At 54.0% G+C, this 24,750-nt stretch carries 24 protein-coding genes, 1 pseudogene and 1 riboswitch; of the genes and pseudogenes, 12 read left to right on the plus strand and 13 right to left on the minus strand.

Going from position 1 to position 24,750, the window contains the following annotated elements; genetic code table 11:
* The first annotated feature begins 290 nt into the window (after positions 1-290).
* The 5 genes from manX (at position 291) to mntP (ending at position 4,450) form a co-directional block, all read left to right on the plus strand.
* Entirely contained in the window at positions 291-1,259 is a 969-nt protein-coding gene (gene manX, locus IM271_RS04275) for a PTS mannose transporter subunit IIAB (RefSeq protein ID WP_028013533.1), read from the plus strand.
* 47 nt (positions 1,260-1,306) lie between these two features.
* Complete coding sequence (gene manY, locus IM271_RS04280) at positions 1,307-2,107, plus strand: PTS mannose transporter subunit IIC (protein ID WP_003859914.1); 801 nt, start codon at positions 1,307-1,309, stop codon at positions 2,105-2,107.
* Between the two features lie 12 nt (positions 2,108-2,119).
* Entirely contained in the window at positions 2,120-2,971 is an 852-nt protein-coding gene (locus IM271_RS04285) for a PTS mannose transporter subunit IID (protein WP_006810994.1), read from the plus strand.
* Between the two features lie 54 nt (positions 2,972-3,025).
* The gene (locus IM271_RS04290; RefSeq protein ID WP_047367801.1) at positions 3,026-3,484 is read left to right on the plus strand and encodes a DUF986 family protein; all 459 of its coding nucleotides are present in this window, start codon (positions 3,026-3,028) and stop codon (positions 3,482-3,484) included.
* Positions 3,485-3,682: 198 nt separating this feature from the next.
* A riboswitch (yybP-ykoY riboswitch) is annotated at positions 3,683-3,873 on the plus strand.
* A 10-nt stretch (positions 3,874-3,883) separates the two neighbouring features.
* Positions 3,884-4,450 carry a manganese efflux pump MntP gene (gene mntP / locus IM271_RS04295; protein ID WP_041911997.1) on the plus strand — a complete coding sequence of 189 codons (567 nt, stop codon included), beginning with the start codon at positions 3,884-3,886 and terminating at the stop codon, positions 4,448-4,450.
* Here the strand turns inward: mntP and rlmA are convergent.
* The 7 genes and pseudogenes from rlmA to mgrB form a co-directional block, all read right to left on the minus strand.
* Positions 4,447-5,262, minus strand: coding sequence for a 23S rRNA (guanine(745)-N(1))-methyltransferase (gene rlmA / locus IM271_RS04300; RefSeq protein ID WP_048998663.1), 816 nt, complete (start codon positions 5,260-5,262; stop codon positions 4,447-4,449). The two genes, mntP and rlmA, sit on opposite strands and share 4 nt — an antisense overlap.
* A gap of 67 nt (positions 5,263-5,329) precedes the next feature.
* On the minus strand, positions 5,330-7,048 hold the full coding sequence (gene ftsI / locus IM271_RS04305; RefSeq protein ID WP_028013537.1) for a peptidoglycan glycosyltransferase FtsI: 1,719 nt from the start codon (positions 7,046-7,048) through the stop codon (positions 5,330-5,332).
* A gap of 218 nt (positions 7,049-7,266) precedes the next feature.
* Positions 7,267-7,476 carry a transcription antiterminator/RNA stability regulator CspE gene (cspE, locus tag IM271_RS04310; RefSeq protein WP_001062678.1) on the minus strand — a complete coding sequence of 70 codons (210 nt, stop codon included), beginning with the start codon at positions 7,474-7,476 and terminating at the stop codon, positions 7,267-7,269.
* Between the two features lie 13 nt (positions 7,477-7,489).
* Positions 7,490-7,634, minus strand: a pseudogene (locus IM271_RS04315) (DUF2627 domain-containing protein).
* Between the two features lie 524 nt (positions 7,635-8,158).
* On the minus strand, positions 8,159-9,148 hold the full coding sequence (locus IM271_RS04320; RefSeq protein WP_193052218.1) for an MBL fold metallo-hydrolase: 990 nt from the start codon (positions 9,146-9,148) through the stop codon (positions 8,159-8,161).
* Between the two features lie 23 nt (positions 9,149-9,171).
* Entirely contained in the window at positions 9,172-9,462 is a 291-nt protein-coding gene (locus IM271_RS04325; RefSeq protein WP_193052219.1) for a YebO family protein, read from the minus strand.
* Positions 9,463-9,536: 74 nt separating this feature from the next.
* Positions 9,537-9,680 carry a PhoP/PhoQ regulator MgrB gene (gene mgrB, locus IM271_RS04330; RefSeq protein WP_006175995.1) on the minus strand — a complete coding sequence of 48 codons (144 nt, stop codon included), beginning with the start codon at positions 9,678-9,680 and terminating at the stop codon, positions 9,537-9,539.
* A gap of 159 nt (positions 9,681-9,839) precedes the next feature.
* On the opposite strand from mgrB, the gene IM271_RS04335 reads away from it, so the two are divergent.
* Positions 9,840-10,079 carry a YobH family protein gene (locus IM271_RS04335; protein ID WP_041909477.1) on the plus strand — a complete coding sequence of 80 codons (240 nt, stop codon included), beginning with the start codon at positions 9,840-9,842 and terminating at the stop codon, positions 10,077-10,079.
* Positions 10,080-10,145: 66 nt separating this feature from the next.
* Here the strand turns inward: IM271_RS04335 and kdgR are convergent, their stop codons facing one another.
* Positions 10,146-10,937, minus strand: coding sequence for a DNA-binding transcriptional regulator KdgR (kdgR, locus tag IM271_RS04340; RefSeq protein ID WP_014884288.1), 792 nt, complete (start codon positions 10,935-10,937; stop codon positions 10,146-10,148).
* A gap of 178 nt (positions 10,938-11,115) precedes the next feature.
* Here kdgR and IM271_RS04345 point away from each other — a divergent pair, with 178 nt between their 5' ends.
* A complete protein-coding gene (locus IM271_RS04345; protein ID WP_193052220.1) occupies positions 11,116-12,489 on the plus strand; it encodes an MFS transporter in 1,374 nt (457 codons plus the stop codon).
* 50 nt (positions 12,490-12,539) lie between these two features.
* Here the strand turns inward: IM271_RS04345 and htpX are convergent, their stop codons facing one another.
* From htpX to IM271_RS04365, 4 genes are all read right to left on the minus strand, one after another.
* The gene (htpX, locus tag IM271_RS04350; protein WP_010432647.1) at positions 12,540-13,421 is read right to left on the minus strand and encodes a protease HtpX; all 882 of its coding nucleotides are present in this window, start codon (positions 13,419-13,421) and stop codon (positions 12,540-12,542) included.
* A 193-nt stretch (positions 13,422-13,614) separates the two neighbouring features.
* Complete coding sequence (prc, locus tag IM271_RS04355) at positions 13,615-15,663, minus strand: carboxy terminal-processing peptidase (protein WP_028013542.1); 2,049 nt, start codon at positions 15,661-15,663, stop codon at positions 13,615-13,617.
* A 19-nt stretch (positions 15,664-15,682) separates the two neighbouring features.
* Entirely contained in the window at positions 15,683-16,369 is a 687-nt protein-coding gene (proQ, locus tag IM271_RS04360) for an RNA chaperone ProQ (RefSeq protein WP_028013543.1), read from the minus strand.
* Between the two features lie 96 nt (positions 16,370-16,465).
* Complete coding sequence (locus IM271_RS04365; protein WP_008500476.1) at positions 16,466-16,963, minus strand: GAF domain-containing protein; 498 nt, start codon at positions 16,961-16,963, stop codon at positions 16,466-16,468.
* A gap of 132 nt (positions 16,964-17,095) precedes the next feature.
* Between IM271_RS04365 and yebS the strand changes: the two genes are divergently transcribed.
* The 4 genes from yebS to IM271_RS04385 all read left to right on the plus strand — a co-directional run bounded on the left by yebS (position 17,096) and on the right by IM271_RS04385 (position 22,846).
* A complete protein-coding gene (gene yebS, locus IM271_RS04370) occupies positions 17,096-18,379 on the plus strand; it encodes a membrane integrity lipid transport subunit YebS (RefSeq protein ID WP_041909475.1) in 1,284 nt (427 codons plus the stop codon).
* Positions 18,348-20,981 (plus strand): PqiB family protein, encoded by a 2,634-nt coding sequence (locus IM271_RS04375; protein ID WP_045260305.1) that lies wholly within the window; start codon positions 18,348-18,350, stop codon positions 20,979-20,981. Before yebS ends, IM271_RS04375 begins: the two co-directional genes overlap by 32 nt.
* 71 nt (positions 20,982-21,052) lie before the next feature.
* A complete protein-coding gene (rsmF, locus tag IM271_RS04380) occupies positions 21,053-22,501 on the plus strand; it encodes a 16S rRNA (cytosine(1407)-C(5))-methyltransferase RsmF (RefSeq protein ID WP_248236790.1) in 1,449 nt (482 codons plus the stop codon).
* 105 nt (positions 22,502-22,606) lie between these two features.
* Positions 22,607-22,846, plus strand: coding sequence for a YebV family protein (locus tag IM271_RS04385; RefSeq protein WP_008500472.1), 240 nt, complete (start codon positions 22,607-22,609; stop codon positions 22,844-22,846).
* A gap of 34 nt (positions 22,847-22,880) precedes the next feature.
* On the opposite strand, the gene pphA is transcribed toward IM271_RS04385, so the two are convergent.
* Positions 22,881-23,525, minus strand: a complete 645-nt coding sequence (pphA, locus tag IM271_RS04390) for a protein-serine/threonine phosphatase (RefSeq protein WP_048998654.1) — start codon at positions 23,523-23,525, stop codon at positions 22,881-22,883.
* Between the two features lie 168 nt (positions 23,526-23,693).
* Between pphA and IM271_RS04395 the strand changes: the two genes are divergently transcribed.
* Positions 23,694-24,635, plus strand: coding sequence for a VirK/YbjX family protein (locus tag IM271_RS04395; RefSeq protein WP_192987279.1), 942 nt, complete (start codon positions 23,694-23,696; stop codon positions 24,633-24,635).
* The last annotated feature ends 115 nt before the right edge of the window (positions 24,636-24,750 follow it).

Consider the following 24,750-nt stretch of genomic DNA (forward strand, 5'->3'; position numbering starts at 1 on the left):
GAACAAGTAAACGGAGGCTAAACATATCAGAGAGACTGTGTTTTTAGCAAAGATTTACGTTCCTTTGCAAAGTTCTGTAACACAGCGGCTATACGCTACAGATAATTCTGTAACGCGTGGCTAAATTACGGATCTTCATCACATAAATTATTTTTTCACTATCTAAAATAATTCGCGGAAGTCTTAGTTTTTTGAACTCTAACCCTTATCTGAATCGATTCGGTTCGCCAATACGATTCTCAGTACGTCTGCCCGGCAGGCGTATTAATGATAATAAAAGGAGGTAGCAAGTGACCATTGCTATTGTCATAGGCACACATGGTTGGGCTGCTGAGCAGCTACTCAAAACGGCAGAGATGCTGTTGGGCGAGCAGGAAAACGTCGGCTGGATCGATTTCGTTCCCGGTGAAAATGCCGAGACGCTGATTGAGAAGTACAACGCTCAACTCGCGAAGCTGGATACCAGCAAAGGCGTGCTGTTTCTCGTCGATACATGGGGCGGCAGTCCGTTTAATGCTGCCAGCCGCATTGTCGTCGATAAAGAGCATTATGAAGTCGTCGCCGGGGTAAACATTCCCATGCTGGTGGAAACCTTTATGGCGCGCGACGACAACCCAGGCTTCGATGAGCTGGTCGCGCTGGCCGTTGAAACCGGCCGCGAAGGGGTGAAAGCCCTGAAGGCTCAGCCGGTTGAAAAACCCGCCCCTGCCCCGGCTGCGGCGGCACCGAAAGCAGCGGCACCGGCAAAACCGATGGGACCGAACGATTACATGGTTATCGGCCTGGCGCGTATTGATGACCGTCTGATTCACGGACAGGTTGCGACTCGCTGGACCAAAGAGACCAACGTACAGCGTATCATCGTGGTCAGTGACGAAGTGGCCGCCGACACTGTCCGTAAAACCCTTCTGACTCAGGTTGCACCACCGGGCGTTACCGCGCACGTGGTGGATGTCGCCAAGATGATCCGCGTTTACAACAACCCGAAATATGCGGGTGAACGCGTGATGCTCCTGTTTACTAACCCGACAGACGTCGAGCGCATTGTTGAAGGCGGCGTGAAAATCACCTCCGTGAACATCGGCGGTATGGCTTTCCGTCAGGGCAAAACGCAGGTCAACAACGCGATTTCAGTTGATGCGAAAGATATCGAGGCGTTCAACAAGCTGAATGCCCGCGGTATTGAGCTGGAAGCCCGTAAGGTTTCCACTGACCAGAAACTGAAAATGATGGATTTGATCGGTAAAGTTGGGAAATAAGCCCGCGCCGGTTTTTCACATAAAGCTTATGTTATAGGAGAAGTACAATGGAGATTACCACTCTTCAGATTGTGCTGGTGTTCATCGTCGCGTGTATTGCGGGTATGGAATCCGTACTTGATGAATTTCAGTTCCACCGCCCTCTGGTGGCCTGTACGTTGATCGGTGCCGTTCTGGGTGATATGAAAACCGGTATCATCATCGGTGGTACGCTGGAAATGATCGCCCTGGGCTGGATGAACATCGGTGCCGCCGTTGCGCCTGATGCCGCACTGGCCTCTATCATCTCAACCGTTCTGGTTATTGCCGGTCATCAGAGTATTGGTGCAGGTATTGCCCTTGCCATTCCTCTGGCCGCAGCAGGCCAGGTGCTGACCATCATCGTTCGTACCATCACCGTGGCCTTCCAGCACGCGGCGGATAAGGCGGCCGAGAACGGCAACCTCACGGCACTCTCCTGGATCCACGTGTCGTCCCTGTTCCTGCAGGCGATGCGTATCGCAATCCCGGCGGTTATCGTTGCGATCTCTGTCGGCACCAGTGAAGTTCAGGGCATGCTGAACGCGATTCCTGAAGTGGTCACCAGCGGTCTGAACATCGCGGGCGGTATGATCGTCGTGGTAGGTTACGCGATGGTCATCAACATGATGCGCGCGGGCTACCTGATGCCGTTCTTCTACCTCGGCTTCGTCACCGCAGCATTCACCAACTTCAACCTGGTTGCGCTGGGCGTGATTGGTGCCGTGATGGCGATTCTCTACATCCAGCTCAGCCCGAAATACAACCGTGTTGCGGGTGCCCCAGCGCAGGCTGCTGGTAACAACGATCTCGATAACGAACTGGACTAACAGGTGAGCGAAATGGTTGATATGACAAAAACTACCACCGAGAAAAAACTCACTCCGGGTGATATTCGTGGCGTGTTCATCCGTTCTAACCTGTTTCAGGGTTCATGGAACTTCGAACGTATGCAGGCGCTGGGCTTCTGCTTCTCAATGGTGCCGGCGATAAAACGCCTCTACCCTGAGAACAACGAAGCACGCCGTCAGGCGATTAAGCGTCACCTGGAATTCTTCAACACCCATCCTTACGTCGCGGCTCCGGTTCTGGGCGTGACGCTGGCGATGGAAGAGCAGCGTGCGAACGGCGCGGAGATTGACGATGGTGCCATCAACGGTATCAAAGTCGGTCTGATGGGTCCGCTGGCCGGCGTGGGCGACCCTATCTTCTGGGGTACTGTTCGTCCGGTCTTCGCGGCGCTGGGTGCCGGGATCGCGATGAGCGGCAGCCTGCTCGGTCCTCTGTTGTTCTTTATCCTGTTCAACGCGGTACGTCTTCTGACCCGTTACTACGGCGTGGCCTATGGCTACCGTAAGGGCGTGGACATCGTTAAGGATATGGGCGGCGGCTTCCTGCAGAAACTGACCGAGGGGGCCTCTATTCTCGGCCTGTTTGTCATGGGGGCGCTGGTTAACAAGTGGACGCACGTGAACATCCCGCTGGTGGTTTCGACCATCACCGGTCAGGATGGTCAAACCCGCGTCACCACCGTGCAGACGATTCTGGACCAGCTGATGCCTGGCCTGGTGCCGCTGCTGTTGACCTTCGCCTGTATGTGGCTGCTGCGTAAGAAAGTGAACCCGCTGTGGATCATCGTTGGCTTCTTCGTCATCGGTATCGCGGGCTACGCTGTCGGCCTGCTGGGCCTGTAAAACATTGCGTTTTCGACCGGGGGCTTGCCCCCGGTCTTTTTATCTGGAGGATGAATGACTGTTACGGACATCGTGCTGGTGTTGTTTATTGTTGCCCTTCTGGCTTACGCGATCTATGACGAATTCATTATGCCTCGCCGTAACGGCGAGACGCTGCTGACCCTTCCCCTCTTACGCCGTGGACGCATTGATGCATTTATCTTCGCCGGCCTGGTGGTCATTCTGATTTACAATAACGTGACCAGCCACGGTGCAATATTAACCACATGGTTATTATGTGCGCTGGCATTAATGGCGATTTACCTGTTCTGGATCCGCTCACCAAAACTCATTTTTAAAAAACAGGGATTCTTCTTCGCCAACGTATGGATAGAATATAACCGCATTAAAGAGATGAATTTATCCGAGGACGGCGTGTTAGTGATGCAATTAGAACAGCGCCGCCTGCTCATTCGGGTCAAAAATATTGATGACCTTGAGAAAATCTACACATTACTCGTTAAAACTCAATAAGTTAACATTATAACCTCGGCTATATATTGTGATATTCTTTCGCAAAGAATATAGCCGTTGCTATATCTTCTCGCCTCTTTGACTTATATTTATTAACGATATTTTCACGCATAAATCTAAATGAAAATCGTTATCAAAGACGCAGATAAATTAAGCCTTGCTCGTTGTTGTTTTATATTCTCAAAATATGTTAAGGTTGCGCCCGTCGTTGGGGAGTAGCCGATTTCCTGCATGCAGGAAATGTACGCGTCAACATACTCGTTGAAAAACGTGGCGCGTACGGATCGCTTTCAGCACGCTTACCGTGCAAAAGAGATCAGGCGAGACCATAGATACATCAACTGCTGTTTACTGGGGGCAGTGATGTGTCATATGGATATCCCCGGTCTGGACGCTCTTATGAACATCTCCGCTACGATCCTTCTCGCTTTTGGCATGTCCATGGATGCATTTGCCGCCTCCATCGGCAAAGGCGCCACGCTCCACAAACCTAAATTCACAGAAGCTCTGCGCACCGGTCTGATCTTTGGTGCCATCGAAACGCTGACGCCGCTCATCGGCTGGGGTTTGGGCATGCTCGCCAGCCAGTTCGTGCTGGAGTGGAACCACTGGATTGCGTTCGTCCTGCTGGTGTTTCTCGGAGGCCGAATGATGATTGAAGGTTTTCGCGGGAATGATGATGAAGATGAAGCACCGCTGCACCGCCACGGTTTCTGGCTTCTGGTCACCACGGCAATTGCCACCAGCCTGGACGCCATGGCCGTCGGGGTGGGTCTGGCATTCCTGCAGGTCAATATTATCGCCACCGCGCTGGCCATTGGCTGTGCAACGCTGATTATGTCCACGCTGGGCATGATGGTCGGGCGGTTTATCGGCCCGCTGCTGGGTAAACGCGCCGAGATCTTAGGCGGTATCGTGCTGATCGGCATTGGTGCCCAGATCCTCTGGGCACACTTCGCGCCTTAAGCGTCGCGCTGCCAGACGTGGATACTGAAATCCGTCTGGCAGACAAACGTCGTCCGAGCCGCTAACGCATCCCATACTTCCGGCTTTGCCCGCCACGCGAACGGGGTCATCTGCAGCAGGGCTACCGCTTCTTCCCCGTTCAAATTCATTTCATACGCCACTGAATGCTCCTGCTTCAGCGTAAAGCCTGTCAGCTGTTCAGAGTGGGGGGCATGCAGACGCACCTCATCGTAAATGAGTCCCTTCAGCTCCATCAGGTGACGCGGGCCCGGCGTGACGGTTATCACCCAGCCTCCGGGCTTCACCACGCGCGCCAGCTCGTCTGCTTTACACGGCGCGTAGATGCGGATAATGGCATCCATACTGGCATTATCAAACGGCAGCCGGTGGCTGGATGCCACGCAAAACGTCACGCCAGCGTAACGTTTAGCCGCCGCGCGGATCGCCACTTTCGACACGTCGAGACCGAATGTCACGGCCCCCTTCTCCCGCACCACATCCGCAAACCGTGCGGTGTAGTACCCTTCCCCGCAGCCGATATCAAGCATGGCGGACGCCGAATCAGGCAGTAAGTCACCCAGCATCTGCGCCACCGTCTCCCGCAGCGGCAGATAGTGCCCGGCATCGAGAAACGCCCTGCGCGCCTGCATCATCTCTGCGCTATCGCCCGGATCGCGGGAGCGCTTGTGCTGCACCGGAAGAAGATTCACATACCCTTCTTTCGCCATATCAAACTGATGTCCCTGCGGACAGGCATAACTTTTATCTGAGCGCGTCAGTGACGCGTGGCAAAGGGGACAGCTGAAGGACATGGAAACTCCGGGAGATAAACTAAAGGGCGAAGTGTACCGCTATTCGCCCTGCTATAAAACGGCTGGATTACCGCATGACGATAAGGTGGTCTGAACCGGCCGGCAGGCCATCGGGTTTGATATTCTCCAGGCGCAGCACGTTGCCCATGATTTCGCTGAAGACCGGCGCGGAAACCGCCCCGCCATAGTAGGCCCCGTTTTGTGGATCGTTAATCACCACCACCAGGGCGAAACGCGGGTCGCTGGCAGGCGCAACGCCTGCGGTATAGGCGACGTATTTATCGACATATTTGCCACTATCATCAATTTTCTTCGCCGTCCCGGTCTTAACCGCCACGCGATAATCGCGAACGGCGGCCTTAACGCCCCCGCCGCCGGGCAGCGCGACGCTTTCCATCATGTGCTCCACTTCATGCGCGATCTCCTCCGGCATGACGCGGTGGCCGATAACCGGGGGATCGATGCGGGTGATGGAGAGTGGACGCTCAAGCCCGAAGCCGCCAATCGTCGCGTAGACGTGGGCCAGCTGGAGCGGTGTGACCATCAGGCCGTAGCCAAAGGCAAAAGTCGCGCGGTCTAGCTGACTCCAGTATTTACGCTGTGGCAACAGCCCGGCGCTTTCGCCCGTTAAGCCCAGCCCCGTGTTGGTGCCAAACCCAAAGTTTCGATAGGTATCAATAAGATGCTGGACAGGCATCGCCAGCGAGAGCCGGGATACGCCGGTGTCGCTCGATTTTTGCAGGATCCCGGTCATGGTCAGCTCAGGATAATAACCCACATCGCGGATACGATGCCCGTCAAGGGTATACGGGTGGGTATCAATGACGCTGTCCGGCTGGACCAGCCCCTGCTGCAGAGCCGTCATCAACACCAGCGGCTTGACGGTCGAACCGGGCTCGAACGTATCGCTGATTGCCCGGTTGCGAAAATCGTTTATCGTCGCGCCTTCCCGGTTATTGGGATTGAAATCCGGATAGCTCGCCATGGCGAGTATTTCCCCGGTGGGGATATTAATGAGCACCGATGCCCCTGACTCGGCCTTATTCCAGGCGACGGCATTGTCCAGCGCGTCTTCGGTAATGGTTTGCAGCCGCTCGTCAATACTCAACTGGATGTTATGTGCCGGCGTGGGCGCCACTTCCGTCAGGTTTTCAACCACGCGCCCGTAGCGATCCTCCCGGACCTGTCGGACACCCGCTTTACCGGTCAGCTGAGTATTGAAGCTTTTCTCCACCCCTTCAATGCCCTGCCCGTCAATATTGGTGAAGCCAATCAGGTTCGCCGCCACGTGGCCTGCCGGGTAAAAGCGGCGGGATTCATCGCGCAAATTAATGCCGGGTAAATTGAGCTTATCAATCCACTTCGCCTGAGCAGGATCGACCTGACGCGCCAGGTAGATGAAGCGTCCCTGGGGGTTGGCGTTAATCCGTGATGAAAGGGTGCTCAACGAGAGGTGCAGCGCGCTCGCCAGCGCCTGCCAGCGTTCATCAAACCCAACGCCCCCTTTTGCCAGCACCGTTTTTGGATCGGCCCATACGGCCCGGACGGGCACGCTGACCGCCAGCGGTCGGCCTTCACGATCCATAATCATCCCACGCGGCGCATCAATCGCCAGCTGACGGAGGGATCGCATATCTTCCTGCTTCACCAGATTGTCAGGTTTGATGATTTGTAGCCATGCAACGCGGCCAAGTAAAAAGGCCAGACTGCAGAAAATAGCGAAACAGAGCAGCGCGAAACGCGCCGGCGTGAAATTGCCAGCGGTTAATATCAATTTTTTCTTCACCTGAACCCCAGGGCTGTTAAACAACGCTCTGATTTAACGAGAAAAGATGCGCTTAGGGAGGCGAAACTGTGATACTAACCTCGCAGCTTTGCAACAAGTTGCTAACAAGACCGTAGATAGTAATATTTTGAAAGATAGGGAATAAAAAAGCCCCGCATGATGCGAGGCTTTATGTCTGAGAGTGAAGCGCTATGCGCCCCCAGTCAGCAGCGGTTCGATCAGATAGCAGTTACGTTAACTGCAGCTGGGCCTTTCTGGCCGTCCTGAATTTCGAACTCAACGTTCTGGCCTTCGGCCAGAGTTTTGAAGCCGTTACCCTGGATTGCAGAGAAGTGTACGAACACGTCTTTGCTGCCATCAGCAGGAGTAATGAAACCAAAACCTTTAGACTCGTTGAACCACTTAACTTGACCTTTAATCTTTGCCATTTTGCAAAATTCCTTAGAGTGTTTTCTTAGCCCGCAGGCATTAACTGAGATAAAACTGAGACATTACTGCATGAGGCACTAATATAAGGTTCGGCAGAGAAGCGGTATTCAACGACAACGTGTTTACTCAGGACTTCTTTACTGAAAATGCCACACATAAACAGAACTGTACCTCGTTTGACCCAAAACGTGTTATCACACACTATGTTTAATATGGCAAGCCATTTTTAAACATGTCTCGATCCGCCGCACAAATTCGAACACTGTCTGTAAGGAATTGCACAATTATGCGCTTCTCAAACAGACGGCTATACTCCCTTACACAGACTCAACGCTGCTTGCACAACCGCTGTAATCTAAGACTTTTTTAACATAGCTCAATCATTACAATGCGTCCAGCAGTCGGGAAAAGAAATCTTTGGCGTTGATTGAGTTAGAACAAATTGTGAAAACTTATGCTTAAATCATTGTAACGTGACCGTATTGTTTCAGCCAAAAACGATGTTAATAATCCGCACCCTTTTGTATTAAAATCCATCAGGTAATTAGCAGTGTTATGCACCAAAATAATGAAATTTTTATGACTCTGCATCAAAACAAGGCAAGCAAAACGTTTCGATAAAATTAAAATTTTCCTGACGACGAATACATACACAATATACGCAACAATTTATCGCTTCGTTTATAAGGGTAAATACTCGCCAACTTTCAGTATCCTGAAAGTATTATTAACTGGTGCTACATTATCCAGCGCATCAGTTAATTCTTTTATGGGGTCATCCAGCGCTTCATCCGCCAGCTCAAACACGCCCCAGTGAACAGGGAACGCCAGCGGGCAACCTAACTGTTGCCACAGCGCAACGGCAGACTGGGGATCCATATGGTGTACGGCCATAAACCATCGCGGAGCATAGGCGCCAACGGGCAATGCTGCAGCATCAATTTTCCCCAAACGTTCCGGTATCATCAGCAGCTCAGGCGAATAGCCGGTATCGCCACTAAACCAGAACCGGTGATGCTGCCCTTCAAAGACCCAGCCGCACCACAATGAGCGATTGCGGTTCCAGAGCGTGCGCATACTCCAGTGCTGCGCCGGTACGGCGGATAATGTTATCCCCTGCCAGGTAAAACTCTGCCACCAGTCGAGCTCAACCACCTGTTTTGCGCCCCGGCGGCGAAACCAGCCGCCCAGGCCTAAAGGAACAAACACACTAACGTCCGGAAAGCGTTTGAGAATGTGGCGAACAGTGAGTTCATCAAGATGATCGTAATGGTTATGCGAGATAACGACCGCGTCAAGCTGGTGCAGTTGATCGACAGAGAGTGCCGGAGGCGTTCTACGCTGCGGCCCTAAGAACGGAAGTGGAGAAGCGCGCCTTGAAAAAACGGGATCGGTAAGAAGGAAATTGCCGTCCAGCTGCAGCAGTATGCTCGCATGTCCGAGCCACCACGCCCCATCCTGCTGCGGCTGCTGAAGATCGGCCGGTTGCCACCACCGCCGGATAAAGTCATCGTAGCCGAGCGCGGGCGGCTTCGGTAAACCAGCTGCTTTGCGTTCTTTGCGCCAGCGGTCAAGGTCGCCAGGCTGGTGTCCTGCAGAAGTGGTATTACGAAAACCGTTTGGGGTGTGATGTTTCAGGGAGGGGTCATACCAGGGATTTTTCCAGACCACTGCCACCTCCCGGAATAATACGATTAACGCTCAGCCACCAGGCGGATAAAATCGTCTTGATCGTTGTTCTCGTCAGCGACCGCTTCTTTTTGTGCTTCTTTCTCTTCCGGCTCGTTAGCCTCGCACAGACGACGCAACAGTGCATTCTGCCGTTTTTGCTGCTCAAGCAGCGCTTCCAGCAGTTCGATCTGCTCATTGGTACGTGAACTGGCACGGTTTACGAAAAACCAAATGACCAGCCCCAACAGCAGAACAACCAAAGAGATCGTCAGGGATGCCATATTTAGCAGCCCTGAATTCAGTAACTCACCCATTTCACCACCTCAATAAAAACGTCTATTTTACCACTGGCGCGAAGGAAGGAAATCACCTGAAGAAAAAATGCGTGCTACCACGGAATAAACTTATTGATTGCGCAAACGCCGCTAAAAAACTGTACATCCTGATCGCACATCACGTTGATAGTCTGCGTCCACAATACCACGCACGCTATCAGCACGATAATCAGAATCACCCAGCGTATTTTTTTCACTCCACACTCCGTTTACAGACCTGATATGACCAGGTTATCACGGTTATCTTAAACAAGGACTAACTGTAGCGCCATCAGGCTCTTTTCAGAATCCTGCACTTGTTTCATTACGTAAACCGGTTAGGCTAGCATCATGATAACAATGATAAAGAGGTAATAATGCGCTTAATTATTCGTACAATTGTTGCACTGGCGATACTCTGGATTGGCCTTCTTTTAACGGGTTATGGCGTGCTGGTGGGAAGCACCGAAAACGCCGCAGGGTTAGGCATTCAATGTAAGTATTTAACAGCACAGGGAGTCAGCACGGCGCAGTATCTCCATTCTGATAGCGGGATCATTGGGTTAACCAACTGCCCGGTACTGCGTAAGACCTCCGTCGTGATTGATAATGGCTGAGCCACAGCGTTAACGACGAATAAAAAACGCCGCAAAGATGCGGCGTTTTTTTTATGCTAACCGGGGTTAGAACGGATAGTCGTGGTAACCCATCTGTTCAGAAATCTTACGCGCGGCGGTATGCAGAATAGCCACGTACTCGTGCAGGCGCTCTTCCGAGAAGCGAAGCGTTGGGAAAGAGATGCTCAACCCTGCGATCACGACGCCAAAACGGTCAAACACCGGAACGCCAATACAGCGCAGCCCTTCTTCCTGCTCTTCGTTATCTTCGCCGTACCCTTGCTCACGCACCTTGTCGAGCACCGTTAATAACTCATCGGTGTTAGTGATGGTGCGTTCAGTGCTGCGTTTGTACTCCACGCCATCGAGGATCTGTTTAACTTCTTCACGATCGCGCCACGCCAGCAGAACCTTACCGATTGCCGTGCTGTAAAGCGGGTTGCGACGACCAATGCGCGAATACATACGCAGGTTATACATGGAGTCAATTTTATGGATGTAAACAATACTGTCTTCATCCAGCGCGCCCAGGTGGATAGTCTCTTTGGTCAGGCGAGAGATCTCGCGCATCTGGATATCCGCGCTACGGATCAGATCCACGTTTTGCAAGGCACGGGCACCCAGTTCAAAGAGTTTCAGCGTCAGAGAATATTTTTCAGATTCGCCTTCCTGTGCAACGTAACCCAGTGATTTCATGGTTTGCAAAAAGCGGTAAACGGTGCTTTTCGACATCATCACGCGCTGTGACAACTCTGTGATACCAATTTCACGCTCTTCCCCGAGCGCCTGTAAGATGCCAAACACCTTCAGCACGGAAGAAACTGAATCTGGCTGTTTATCCAAATCCGCAATTGCCATTTACCACCTCATAGAGAGTGTTTTATAAAAATCAGAACCGGTTTTTATTATAAATTCCCGTCATGTTACCTGCAATCAATCCGCGTTTACTTCGTTACAAATCTGCGACATAAAACGGTGTTAACGATGCTAAAATAGTTACCCTGAGAATAATTTCACTCTGAGCAATTTATCCCCGATGGAAAAAAACCTTTCCGATGGCCTGCCTTTGCCCCAGCGGTATGGCGCTATCGCTACGATTATTATTGGTATCTCAATGGCCGTTCTTGACGGCGCGATTGCGAACGTTGCCCTTCCCACCATTGCCACCGATCTGCATGCTTCCCCGGCCAGTTCGATATGGATTGTTAACGCCTATCAGATTGCGATTGTGGTTTCCCTGCTCTCCTTTTCTTTTCTGGGCGATATGTTCGGCTACCGTCGGGTATATCAGTGCGGGCTGGTGGTATTTACCTTTACATCACTGCTGTGCGCCCTTTCGGACTCTCTGCATACTCTGACGCTGGCGCGCATCGCGCAAGGTTTTGGCTGCGCGGCGCTGATGAGCGTCAATACGGCGCTAATCCGCCTAATCTATCCGTACCGCCATCTGGGCCGCGGCATGGGGATAAATTCGTTTATTGTCGCGGTCTCTTCTGCCGCCGGGCCAACGATTGCAGCGGCCATTCTTTCTGTCGCCTCGTGGCAGTGGCTGTTCGCCATAAACGTGCCGCTGGGTATCGTGGCCATCTTCTTTGCCCTGCGATTTCTCCCCGCTAACGGCCCGAAAAGCACCATGCCGCGCTTTGACGTAGCAAGCGCGGTGATGAATGCGCTCACCTTTGGTCTGCTGATTACCGCCCTGAGCGGTTTTGCGCAGGGTCAATCCCTGATGCTAACCGCCGTGGAGCTTGTTGCCCTGCTGGTGACGGGCTTCTTCTTTGTTCGCCGCCAGCTTTCCCTGCCGGTGCCCTTACTGCCGGTCGATCTGCTGCGTATTCCCCTCTTTTCGCTTTCCATCTGCACCTCCGTCTGCTCATTCTGCGCCCAGATGCTGGCTCTGGTTTCTCTGCCATTCTTCCTGCAAAGCGTGATAGGACGTTCCGAAGTGGAGACCGGGCTGCTGTTAACCCCCTGGCCGCTGGCGACGATGGTGATGGCACCCCTGGCAGGTTACTTAATAGAACGTGTACATGCCGGTTTGTTGGGCGCGGTGGGGCTGGCCGTGATGGCAACAGGTCTTTTCGCGCTGGCGCTGCTGCCATCATCGCCAGGGGATCTGGACATCATCTGGCGCATGATCCTGTGCGGAGCCGGGTTTGGCCTGTTTCAGTCCCCCAACAACCACACCATTATTACCTCTGCGCCGCGCCACCGCAGCGGAGGTGCCAGCGGCATGCTGGGGACCGCGCGTCTGCTGGGGCAAAGCACCGGTGCGGCGCTGGTTGCCCTGATGTTTAACCTTGCCGGGCAAAACGGCAACCACGTTGCGCTTCTCACCGCAGGTGCGCTTGCCACCCTTGCAGCCATCGTCAGCGGGTTGCGCGTGACCCAACCCGGCGTTCAGGCATAAAAAAAGCCGGGCGGAGTCTTCTCCTGCCCGGCTTATTTAAGCACTTAGCGTTACTTCAGGTATTCCCCACTGCGCAGCGCTTCAATACGTTTATCCAGTGGCGGGTGAGACATAAACAGCTCGCTCAGCGACTTTGATTTGCCGTTGATGCAGAAGGCCATCATGCTGTTCGCTTCCTGCGGCTCATAGCTGGTTTTCAGACGCTGCAGGGCGGCAATCATCTTCTCACGCCCTACCAGCTTCGCTGAACCGGCATCCGCATGGAACTCACGGTGACGGGAGAACCACATGGTGATAATGCTCGCCAGAATACCGAACACCAGTTCCAGCACCATCGATACGGCGAAGTAGATCAGCGGATTACCGTTGCTCTCTTCACCTTCATCACGGTTGCCGCCCATGAAGCCAGCCGCAATCTGCGCCAGGATACGGGAGATGAAGATAACGAAGGTGTTCACCACGCCCTGAATCAGGGTCATGGTCACCATGTCACCGTTGGCGATATGGCTGATTTCGTGCGCGATAACCGCTTCGGCTTCGTCACGGCTCATGTTCTGCAACAACCCGGTGCTCACGGCAACCAGCGACGCATCACGACGGGCACCCGTAGCAAACGCGTTAATATCCGGGGCATGGTAAATAGCAACCTGCGGCATCGCAATGCCTGCCTGCTTAGACTGCTGTGCCACCGTATTCATCAGCCACTGTTCCATGTCGTTACGCGGCTGTTCAATCACCTCACCGCCGACGGATTTCAGCGCCATCCACTTTGACATCAGCAGGGAAATGAAAGAGCCACCAAAACCAAACAGCAGCGCCATAATCAACAGACCCTGAACGCTGCTCGACTGAATTCCCGTCAGGCTTAGCACGAGCCCGAAAACCACCATCACCGCGAGGTTGGTGAGCAGGAAGAGCGCGATTCGCATCATAATTTTCTTTTTACCTCAGTTTAACAAAACGCACTATGCGATTACCCACATCGTATGGGTATTGCGGCTATTTTCAAGCATCCGGTGGGCGTAAGTCACCAGAAAGACACAACTTTACACAATTGGAAATCAGCCTGACGGAAGGATGCAGAACAAAAAGAAACAGGCACAATTTCTTGTGCCTGTTGGGAGATTATTTTGCCGGAGCGGGCTGTACGGCAGGCTTCTCTTTTTCCAGATTCGCCAGGTCGAGCGCGATATGCACCGTCTCGTCCAGGTACGGATCCGGCTCCTGGTAATCTTTTGGCAGATCGTCCAGTTTCTTGAGCAGAGGCTTACCTTCTCGCTTGAAGCGATCGTTGATACGCGCCAGACGCGTTGCGTCGTCCTCATTGTTCTCTTTTTCACGCTGAGCGTAGTTCAGAGAAACAATATTCCGCTTATCTTTCAGGGCATTGAAACGCGCAATGTCCTTCATGATGTACTGGAATTCCGGGTCTTTCGCGATGCGTTCATTATGCGCTTTCAGCAGCTCAGGGCCAAACTGCGTCATATCACCTGCCTTCACGAATGTCGCAGCATTGATGCTGTCCCACGGCAACGCGTTATCTTCAAACTTCTCGCCGGTTTCGGTCTCTTCCGTGCCGGTCGGCATCATGATATCCGGCGTTACGCCTTTACGCTGCGTACTGCCGCCGTTAACGCGGTAGAACTTCTGAATGGTGTACTGAACGGAGCCCAGCGCAGGCCATTCCGGACGCAGCATCTGATCGTAAATACGGTTCAGCGAGCGATACTGCTGAACAGTACCTTTGCCGAAGGTGGGCTCACCCACGATTAGCGCGCGGCCATAGTCCTGCATTGCAGCGGCAAAGATTTCAGATGCGGATGCGCTGAAGCGGTCAACCAGGACCACCAGCGGGCCTTTGTAATAGACCACACCGTCGTTATCAGCATCTTCACGAACTTTACCGTTGTTATCACGCACCTGTACAACCGGGCCAGACGGGATAAACAGGCCTGAGAGCGACACCGCTTCGGTCAGCGCACCGCCACCGTTCGTGCGCAGGTCGATGATGACGCTGCTCACGTTCTGCTTCTCAAGTTTCTGCAGCTGAACTTTTACATCGTCTGTCAGCCCCACGTAGAAGCCAGGGATATCCAGGACACCCACCTTCTCTTTACCCACGGTTTTCACCGACATTTTCACCGCGCGGTCTTCCAGACGGATACGCTCGCGGGTCAGGGTCACGATACGGGTTTTGGTGCCTTTACCGGCAGGCAGAATTTCCAGACGAACTTTGCTGCCTTTCGGACCTTTGATCAGCGCAACCACATCGTCCAGACGCCAGCCAATGACATCAACCATGCTCTGACCGGTTTGTCCTACCCCCACAATGCGATCGCCTACGCTTATCGCTTTGCTTTTGGATGCCGGGCCGCCCGCGACCATGGAGTTGATCACCGTGTAGTCATCATCCATTTGCAGTACCGCGCCAATACCTTCCAGAGACAGGCTCATCTCAGTATTGAACTGTTCGGTATTACGTGGAGAGAGATAGTTGGTGTGCGGATCGATTTCGTGCGCAAAGGCGGTCATCGCCAGCGAGAAAACATCTTCACTGTTGGTCTGCGCCAGACGGCGAATGGCAAATTTGTAACGACGCGTCAGCGTGTCGCGGATCTCTTTTTCATCTTTGCCGGTCAGCTTGAGACTTAGCTCGTCGTATTTGACCTTTCCATCCCACAGCGCGTTCAGCTCGGCTTCGTCTTTCGGCCAGGGCGCTTTGCTGCGATCGAGATTAAAGGTGTCGTTGCCAGTGAAGTCCATTGGACGTTCCAGCACTTTCAGCGCGTACTGATAGCGTTCAAAGCGGCGCTTTTGCGACAGGTTGTAGAGATCGTAGAACAGATCCAGCTTGCCTGACCGCAGCTCATCACCCACCTCGGATTTGCGCTTAGCGAACTGCTCGACATCGCTGGCGAGCAAAACGTTATGGCTGTAATCCAGCAAGTTCAGATAGCGGTCAAAGATTTTGGCCGAGAAGGCCTGATCGAGATCGAACTGACGATAGTGCGAGCGGGTAAAGCGAGAGGTTACACGCTCGCTTACCGTCGCGTGCTGCGTCTCTTCCTTGAGTACCGGAATTTGATCAACACGCGTGATATCGTCCACTGCGAAAGCGTGACCTGTTATGGCAAACAGGCCCGCCAGCGCGGTGAGCTTAAAAAAAGTGTTCATGCCAGGCTTGGCCTCCGTTTCAGAACAACAAGTGTTCTGCGCGTACAATCATTGACATACCAGAAGTCAGCTGTACACGAACGCCATCTTTGGTGATTTCCAGTACGGTGGCGTCCATTGCGTTGTTGCCCGCTTTTACCTTCAGAGCCTGACCCACGCTCAGGGCGTTAATGTCAGAAACCGGAGTATGGCGCTGCTCTTCACGAGGCGCACGAGGGGCTTTCGCTGCTGGTTTGTCTGCACGCGGTTTGCGATCGTTATTGTCGTGACGACGCGGCGCAGGACGTGGTTTACGCTCACGACGAGGCGCTTCTTCCTGGCCGTTTGCCGCTGCGGCTTCGCGTTTTTTCGCCTGCTGTTCTGCACGTTGTGCCTGAACGCGTGCTTTGGCTTCTTCCAGCTGCTTGCGCGCGTGTTCTACGTGCTGCTCGTCCAGCTCGCCGCAAGGGTTGCCGTCGAGATCCACGCGGGTCGCGCCCGGTTTGATACCGTACAGGTAACGCCAGCTCGAAGTATAAAGACGTAAGGCAGAACGCAGCTGAGTTTTGCTGAGGTTCATTTCCCCTTCAACACGCGCTACCAGATCCTGAAAAATACCGACTTTCAGGGGACGTGCTTCACCTTCCGCGCTGAAGCACTGCGGGAAACGCTCGGCCAGAAATGCGATAACTTCTTTACTGCTATTCAACTTAGGTTGATTTTCCATGAAATTTCCTGATTACAACGGACGTTGCCAACAAGCGCAGGCATGAACAGGCGTCATTATAATGACGCTATCAGTAAATGCTACGTTATCCGTTGATTATCCTGCGACGCTCGCAAAGAATTTTTGATAATCGGTTGCAGCGAGGACGTTTTCCAGATTCGCCACCAGCTCGCGCAGCCCCTGTTCGTCCTCGGTTGTAAAGCGACTGAAGACCGTACTGTCGATATCCAGAACGCCAATAATCTGATTTTTTACCACCAGCGGCAGAACGATCTCTGAATTGCTGGCAGCATCACAGGCGATATGCCCGTCAAACGCATGAACATCTTCCACGCGCTGAACCTGATTCTCGGCCACCGCGGTACCGCATACGCCGCGCCCTACCGGAATACGCACGCAGGCCAGTTTGCCCTGAAACGGACCCAGCACCAGCGTTTCACCTTCCAGAAGATAAAAGCCAGCCCAGTTCACATCGGATAGCCGTTCGAACAGCAATGCGCTAGTATTTGCCAGAGTGGCTAAGAAGCTGGTTTCACCTGCCATCAATGCCTTAAAATCGCGGTTCAGATCCGCGTAGAATTCTGTTTTGTTCATTATTCAATCACTTAGTTGTCTTACAAAATTACCGCATAGCCTATTAAAATAAGCAATAAATGCGCTCATGCTCAAGATGAATCCGTTCATGAGTTAATATAACGTTCAACAATACTTATTTGCGCGCAGCTGATGGCCCTAAAAACAACCAAAATTACGCCGACAAAAAAGATAACTGTCCATACGGTAAGCGACGCTTTGCCTCGTGCACATTATCAGCGTTGCCCCCAGTGCGATACGCTTTTTATGTTGCCGAAGATGAAATCGCACCAAAGCGCCTTTTGTCCCCGCTGCGACGCTAAAATTCGTGACGGCCGCGACTGGTCGTTAACCCGCCTTGCCGCTATGGCCGTTACCATGCTGCTGCTGATGCCTTTCGCCTGGACCGAACCGCTTCTGAAGCTTTACCTGCTTGGTGTGCGCATTGACGCTAACGTGCTGCAGGGTATCTGGCAGATGACGAGCCAGGGCGATCCTCTCACCGCCGCCATGGTACTGTTCTGCGTTGTCGGCGCGCCGCTGGTGCTGGTTGCAGCCATTGCCTACCTGTGGTTTGGTAACATCCTGGGGATGAACCTGCGTCCGGTATTGCTGATGCTGGAAAAGCTTAAAGAGTGGGTCATGCTGGATATCTATCTGGTGGGCGTGGGCGTGGCATCAATCAAGGTGCAGGACTATGCCTTTCTGCAGCCGGGCGTCGGGCTTTTTGCCTTTATCTGCCTGGTATTGCTCAGCATCCTGACACTGATCCACCTGAACGTTGAGCAGCTTTGGGAGCGTTTTTACCCGCAGCGCCCTGCCACCCGCCCGGATGAAAACCTCCGCGTCTGTCTGGGATGCCATTACACCGGGTTGCCCGACAAGCGTGGACGCTGCCCGCGCTGCCACATACCGTTGAGGTTACGACGCAACAACAGCCTGCAAAAATGCTGGGCGGCGCTGATTGCCTCCCTGGTGTTTCTGTTCCCGGCCAATATGCTGCCGATATCCATTATTTACGTGAACGGTGGCCGTCAGGAAGATACTATCCTCTCCGGTATTATCTCTCTTGCACACAGTAACGTTGGGGTGGCGGCCATCGTCTTTATTGCCAGTATCCTGGTTCCCTTTACCAAAGTGGTGGTGATGTTTACCCTGCTCGTCAGCATTCACTTTAAGTGTGAACAAGGTTTACGTACCCGTATTCTGCTTCTGCGATTCGTCACCTGGATTGGCCGCTGGTCAATGCTGGATCTGTTTGTGATTTCGCTGATGATGTCGCTGATCAATCGCGACCAGCTTCTTGCTTTTACTATGGGACCCGCGGCTTTTTATTTCGGCTCTGCGGTGATATTGACTATTCTTGCTGTGGAATGGCTGGATAGCCGCTTACTTTGGGATGCACATGAGTCAGGAAACCCCCGCTTCGCCGACTGAAGCGAGAATTAAAACTAAACGCCGCATTTCGCCATTCTGGTTGCTGCCCGTCATCGCCCTGATGATTGCAGGCTGGCTTATCTGGACGAGCTATGAAGATCGCGGCAGTACCGTCACCATTGATTTTCAGACCGCCGACGGCATCGTCGCCGGACGAACCCCCGTTCGTTTTCAGGGGGTCGAAGTCGGTACGGTTCAGGACATCTCCCTTGGAAAAGGGCTTAACAAGATTCAGGTGCGGGTCAGTATTAAATCTGACATGCAGGATGCTCTTCGCAGCGAAACGCAGTTCTGGCTGGTGACGCCGAAAGCCTCCCTGGCCGGCGTGTCCGGGCTGGATGCGCTGGTTGGCGGCAACTACATCGGCATGATGCCGGGCAAAGGTGAACCGCAGGATCACTTTGTCGCGCTGGATACGCAGCCGAAATACCGCCTCAATAACGGCGATCTGATGATCCATCTTCAGGCACCGGATTTGGGCTCGCTGAACAGCGGCTCGCTGGTCTACTTCCGAAAGATTCCGGTTGGCCGCGTGTATGATTACAGCATCAACCCGAATAAACAGGGCGTCACCATTGATGTGCTGATCGAGCGTCGTTTCACCAATCTGGTGAAAAAAGGCAGCCGCTTCTGGAACGTTTCCGGCGTCGATGCCGACCTCAGCCTGAGCGGTGCAAAAGTAAAGCTTGAGAGTCTGGCCGCCCTGGTTAACGGTGCCATTGCCTTTGACTCCCCGGAAAACTCAAGCCCTGCCACGGCCGATGACACGTTCGGTTTATATCCGGATCTGGCGCACAGCCAGCGTGGCGTGATCGTTAAGCTCGTTCTGCCTGATGCCAAAGGGCTGAAAGCGGGGTCAACGCCGCTGATGTACCAGGGACTGCAGGTCGGCCAGCTCACCAAAATGACGCTCAACCCTGGCGGTTCGGTCACGGGCGAAATGACGGTCGATCCGAGCGTGGTCGATCTCCTGCGCGAGAAAACGCGCATCGAGATGCGCAGCCCTAAACTCTCTCTGAACGATGCCAGCCTCAGCACGCTGCTGACCGGAAATACCTTTGAACTGATCCCCGGTGAAGGTCAGCCCAGCAATAGCTTCGTCATTGCCCCGGCGGATAAAGCGCTGCTGCAAAAACCGGGCGTCGTGACGGTTACGCTCAATGCGCCTGAAAGTTACGGTATTGAGGCCGGTCAGCCGCTGATTCTGCACGGCGTACAGGTGGGTCAGGTGCTGGAGCGAACGCTCTCCGAAAATGGCGTGAGCTTCTCGGTAGCTATCGATCCGCAATACAGCAACCTCGTCCATGGCGACAGTAAGTTCGTGGTGAACAGCCGCGTCGACGTGAAGGTGGGTCTGGACGGCGTGGAGTTCCTCGGCGCCAGCGCCAGCGAATGGGTTAACGGCGGTATTCGCATTTTGCCGGGCAATAAAGGCGCCGTTCGAGACAGCTACCCGCTGTACGCCAACCTGGACAAAGCGATTGAAAACAGCCTGAGCGATATGCCAACCACGACCCTGACCTTAAGCGCCGAGACGCTGCCTGACGTTCAGGCGGGCTCCGTGGTGCTCTACCGCAAATTTGAGGTTGGGGAGGTGATTGCCGTTCGCCCGCGTGCGGACGCGTTTGATATCGAACTGCATATCAAGCCCGAGTACCGCAAGCTGCTGACCCCAAACAGCGTCTTCTGGGCCGAGGGCGGCGCGAAGGTGCAGCTTAACGGCAACGGCCTGACCGTGCAGGCCTCCCCGCTCTCGCGCGCGCTGCGCGGGGCGATCAGCTTTGATAACCTCAGCGGCGCGGGCGCGAACCTGCGTAAAGGCGATAAGCGAATTCTCTTCCCATCCGAAACCGCCGCGCGTGCCGTGGGTGGGCAGATTACCCTGCATGCGTTCGATGCCGGCAAGCTGGCGGAAGGCATGCCAATTCGCTACCTGGGCATTGATATCGGGCAGATCCAGAAGCTGACGCTCATCACCTCGCGCAACGAAGTGCAGGCCACCGCCGTGCTTTATCCGGAATATGTGCAGACCTTCGCCCGCTCGGGTTCCCGCTTCTCGGTGGTAACCCCGCAGATTTCGGCCGCGGGCGTTGAGCATCTCGACACCATTCTGCAGCCTTACATCAACGTCGAACCCGGTCAGGGCAAAGCCCGTCGTGATTTCGAGCTGCAGGAAGCTACCATTACCGACTCGCGCTACCTTGGCGGCCTGAGCATTGTGGTGGAAGTGCCGGAAGCGGGCTCGCTTGGCATCGGTACGCCGGTGCTGTTCCGCGGCATTGAAGTGGGTACGGTAACGGGCCTCACGCTCGGCACGCTCTCCGACCGCGTGATGGTGGCGCTACGCATCAGCGAGCGTTACCAGCATCTGGTGCGTAATAACTCGGTGTTCTGGCTGGCATCCGGCTATTCGCTGGACTTCGGCCTGACGGGTGGCGTGGTGAAAACCGGTACCTTCAACCAGTTCATCCGCGGCGGTATTGCGTTTGCCACCCCGCCGGGAACGCCGCTGGCGCCGAAAGCGCAGCCGGGTAAACACTTCCTGCTGCTGGAAAGCGAACCGAAAGAGTGGCGCGAATGGGGAACGGCCCTGCCGCGTTAATCTGACAGGCTCCGGTGTCAACGCACCGGAGCCTTTATGTTACACTGCGCACCTGAACTTTTCCCTGTGGTGTGCTCGTGGCTCAAAACTCCGTATTTCTTCCCGATCAATTCCTGGCGCAGATGCGCGAGGCGCTTCCCTCTCATCTGTCGCTGGACGATTTTATCGCCGCCTGTCAGCGTCCGTTACGCCGCAGCATTCGCGTCAACACCCTGAAAATCAGCGTCGAGGATTTTCTGGCCCTGGTTTCTCCGTACGGCTGGCAGCTTACGCCGGTTCCGTGGTGTGAAGAGGGATTCTGGATCGACCGCGATGACGAAGACGCGGTGCCGCTGGGAAGTACCGCAGAACATCTGAGCGGTCTGTTTTATATTCAGGAAGCGAGCTCGATGCTACCGGTTGCCGCCCTGTTCGCCGACGGCAACGCGCCTGAACGCGTGATGGATGTCGCCGCCGCGCCCGGTTCGAAAACCACGCAGATTGCCGCGCGCATGGGCAACCGCGGAGCAATCCTCGCCAACGAATTTTCCGCCAGCCGCGTGAAGGTGTTGCATGCCAATATCAGCCGCTGCGGTATTCATAATGTCGCTCTTACGCACTTCGACGGTCGCGTCTTTGGTGCCGCCCTGCCGGAAATGTTTGATGCCATCCTGCTGGACGCCCCCTGCTCCGGTGAAGGGGTAGTGCGTAAAGATCCCGATGCGTTAAAGAACTGGTCCGTGGAGAGCAATCTTGAGATCGCCGCCACGCAGCGGGAGCTGATCGACAGCGCGTTCCACGCCCTGCGCCCCGGCGGCACGCTGGTCTATTCAACGTGCACCTTGAACCGGGATGAAAACGAAGACGTCTGCCTGTGGCTGAAAGCGCAATACCCGGATGCGGTCGAGTTCCTGCCGCTCAACGATCTGTTTTCCTCGGCACAGGAGGCGGTCACGCCGGAAGGTTTCCTCCATGTGTTCCCGCAGATTTACGACTGCGAAGGGTTCTTTGTGGCGCGCCTGCGTAAAACGCAGGCGATTACTCCCCTGCCCGCCCCCAAATTCAAGGTCGGCAATTTCCCGTTTGCCCCCCTCAAAGGGCGCGATGCAGCACAGCTTGTCGCCGCCGCCGAAAAGGTTGGCCTGGTCTTGGATCAGAGCCTGCAACTCTGGGTGCGTGATAAAGAGGTATGGTTGTTCCCGGCAGAGATCGCACCGCTCATCGGAAAGGTCCGTTTTTCCCGAATGGGGATCCGCCTTGCGGAGGTGCATAATAAGGGCTATCGCTGGCAGCACGAGGCGGTCATCGCGCTTGCCGGACACGAGAATACGTTCGCCCTGACGCACCAGGAAGCTGAAGAGTGGTACCGTGGCCGCGATGTTTATCCTGACAGCTCGCCTTCCGCAGATGAAGTGGTAGTGACCTATCAGGGATTCCCGCTGGGGCTGGCCAAAAAGGTCGGTTCAAGGCTTAAAAACAGCTATCCACGCGAACTGGTCCGGGATGGCCGACTGTTTACCGGTAACGATCGCACCGCCTGAAAAAAGCGCATTTTTTTACTGGCGATTTTGCTCTCCTTGTCTACGATCAAAAATGGATGCCCATACTGGTCATACCAGATTTTGACAACCGACCCGGAGAGCACTATGACGAAAACCAGCGTGCGTATTGGCGCTTTTGAGATCGACGACGCAGAACTGCGCGGCGAAGCACAAGGCGATCGAACGTTAAGTATTCCCTGCAAATCCGACCCGGATTTGTGCATGCAGCTCGATGCATGGGATGCAGACACCAGCGTCCCGGCAATACTTGATGGCGAACACTCTGTCCTTTACCGTGAGCATTACGATAGTAAAACCGATGCCTGGGTCATGCGTCTTGCCTGACCTAAAGAGAACCCGCCCGAAGGCGGGTTATTTATTACTGCAGCTGCGCCAGCGTAAAGTAACCGTCAAAAACGGCCCCCGTATCAATGTAGTGCAGATTGTCAAAATCATACCTTCTGTCGACGGGCGTATGTCCGAACCAGAAGTGATCCGCCCCGCTAATTCCCTGCCCTTTGCCCACCATAAACCCCATCAGGCGGTCGCGATCCCATAACACGCGCTGGGCGCTTACCGGTTTTTCCCAGCGGTATTCCTCCGCCGGGTAATCAGCATGAGCAATAACGTTCACCCCGTTCGCGCAGGTAATTTCGATAATATGCGGTAACGCACGGCATGCGTTAAGTAACGAGCGCGCCCGCTGCTGCTCTTCATGCTCAAGCCGCGAAAACCACATTCCGCCATTCATTGTCCAGAGCGCAAAATCATTATTATCCAGGCTATCTATTGCCATTTGCTCATGATTGCCCCGCACTGCTCGAAACCATTTCTCATTGATGAGCTGCAATGATTTCACGCTGTCCGGACCACGATCGATCAGATCGCCAACGGAAATAAGTAAATCCTCATAAGGATTGAAATGACGGCGTTTCAGTTCCTCCATGAGCCTCTGGTAACAGCCGTGTATGTCGCTGACAACCCATACGTGACGCCACTCTCCACCTTCTATTCGCTGATACATAAGGCCTCCCTTTAACAGTATAGCCGCCGTCAAAAGCGCAAGAAGATCAGCGCAGCCCTTACAAAGTAAAACAAACGGTAAACCAAAGAGAAATAAAGATCCGCGCGCTCTTAATCCCTTTTTACTGGCTCCTTAGAATAAGGGGAGATAAAAACGAGAGGTCTTCACGTGTCTAATACACAGCTACATAACGATGTTTTCTATCCGCATCGCACGAATATTATTTCCGAGCTGGTGAACGGCAAACGCGTCCCGGGGCCAATCTGGCGGAAACGCGACTACCGACTGAAGTTCCTTTTACGTTCCCTGCTCTTTTGGTCTTCCACCCACCGTATGCTGGAAGCCCTCTCTGGCCGTGACGATTTCGACAAACTGCTGACATCGCAAATTACGTTGCCCAGCAAGACCCATCGGCAGTACCTGATGCGCGGTCTGACGGCAAACGATCGCGCCGACGCTATCGTTAACCATTACTACTGGATCGATCACCTGAAGGAGAGCCGTCTTGCCCAGGCTATGACCGGCGCGCAGGAACAACCTATCGCGCAGTTCCATGTCAAAGACGGCGTGACCTACACGGTTAATGCGTCCTCAGCTGGCAAAGCCGAGCGTGAAGGTGAGAGTACGCTCTGGCTGCGCGACAACGAGGATACGCTTCTTGCCAGCCTGACCTTTAGCGTCGCCCGCAGCAATGGCCAGCCCGTTGTGGTCATTGGCGGACTTCAGGGCCCCCGTCGCTGCGTGTCACGAGATGCCATTAAACTGGCAACTCGCGCCTGCCATGGCCTGTTTCCCAAGCGCGTGCTGATGGAGGTACTTTTCCAGCTGGCAGCGCAGTCATCTGTTCGGGCCATTTTTGCCGTCAGCGATGAGGGACACGTTTTCCGCGCGCTGCGCTATCGCCTCAGCAAAGGCCGTCATTTCCACGCCAGCTATGACGAATTCTGGGATTCTTTGGGTGGAAAAAAACTTTCCGCATTCTGCTGGCAGCTGCCGCTGCAGATGGAGCGCAAATCCCTCGACGAGATAGCCAGTAAAAAACGCGCTGAATACCGTCGTCGCTTTGAACTGCTTGATGAAATTGAGGCGTCCGTTAAGTCCCATTTCTAATCGCGACAAGCGTTTTCGCTCTCAGCACAGAGAATGCACTCGGTTTGAGAAAGGAATGATAAAGCAGAGCACTCTTGCATATGCCAGGGGTGCTCAGTTAGCATTGCGCGAAATG

The organism is Enterobacter cloacae complex sp. I3, assembly GCF_014896175.1.
Lineage (GTDB): Bacteria > Pseudomonadota > Gammaproteobacteria > Enterobacterales > Enterobacteriaceae > Enterobacter > Enterobacter bugandensis.

What these genes read in the sequence shown, in the direction of transcription:
- kdgR (WP_014884288.1), bottom strand. Translation starts at nt 10,937, where the DNA reads ATGGCAATTGCGGATTTGGATAAACAGCCAGATTCAGTTTCTTCCGTG.
- rlmA (WP_048998663.1), bottom strand. Translation starts at nt 5,262, where the DNA reads ATGTCCTTCAGCTGTCCCCTTTGCCACGCGTCACTGACGCGCTCAGAT.
- prc (WP_028013542.1), bottom strand. Translation starts at nt 15,663, where the DNA reads ATGAACACTTTTTTTAAGCTCACCGCGCTGGCGGGCCTGTTTGCCATA.
- manY (WP_003859914.1), top strand. Translation starts at nt 1,307, where the DNA reads ATGGAGATTACCACTCTTCAGATTGTGCTGGTGTTCATCGTCGCGTGT.
- IM271_RS04385 (WP_008500472.1), top strand. Translation starts at nt 22,607, where the DNA reads ATGACGAAAACCAGCGTGCGTATTGGCGCTTTTGAGATCGACGACGCA.
- yebS (WP_041909475.1), top strand. Translation starts at nt 17,096, where the DNA reads ATGGCCCTAAAAACAACCAAAATTACGCCGACAAAAAAGATAACTGTC.
- IM271_RS04285 (WP_006810994.1), top strand. Translation starts at nt 2,120, where the DNA reads ATGGTTGATATGACAAAAACTACCACCGAGAAAAAACTCACTCCGGGT.
- IM271_RS04375 (WP_045260305.1), top strand. Translation starts at nt 18,348, where the DNA reads ATGAGTCAGGAAACCCCCGCTTCGCCGACTGAAGCGAGAATTAAAACT.
- IM271_RS04290 (WP_047367801.1), top strand. Translation starts at nt 3,026, where the DNA reads ATGACTGTTACGGACATCGTGCTGGTGTTGTTTATTGTTGCCCTTCTG.
- proQ (WP_028013543.1), bottom strand. Translation starts at nt 16,369, where the DNA reads ATGGAAAATCAACCTAAGTTGAATAGCAGTAAAGAAGTTATCGCATTT.
- IM271_RS04335 (WP_041909477.1), top strand. Translation starts at nt 9,840, where the DNA reads ATGCGCTTAATTATTCGTACAATTGTTGCACTGGCGATACTCTGGATT.
- mntP (WP_041911997.1), top strand. Translation starts at nt 3,884, where the DNA reads ATGAACATCTCCGCTACGATCCTTCTCGCTTTTGGCATGTCCATGGAT.
- IM271_RS04325 (WP_193052219.1), bottom strand. Translation starts at nt 9,462, where the DNA reads ATGGGTGAGTTACTGAATTCAGGGCTGCTAAATATGGCATCCCTGACG.
- htpX (WP_010432647.1), bottom strand. Translation starts at nt 13,421, where the DNA reads ATGATGCGAATCGCGCTCTTCCTGCTCACCAACCTCGCGGTGATGGTG.
- IM271_RS04365 (WP_008500476.1), bottom strand. Translation starts at nt 16,963, where the DNA reads ATGAACAAAACAGAATTCTACGCGGATCTGAACCGCGATTTTAAGGCA.
- IM271_RS04345 (WP_193052220.1), top strand. Translation starts at nt 11,116, where the DNA reads ATGGAAAAAAACCTTTCCGATGGCCTGCCTTTGCCCCAGCGGTATGGC.
- pphA (WP_048998654.1), bottom strand. Translation starts at nt 23,525, where the DNA reads ATGTATCAGCGAATAGAAGGTGGAGAGTGGCGTCACGTATGGGTTGTC.
- cspE (WP_001062678.1), bottom strand. Translation starts at nt 7,476, where the DNA reads ATGGCAAAGATTAAAGGTCAAGTTAAGTGGTTCAACGAGTCTAAAGGT.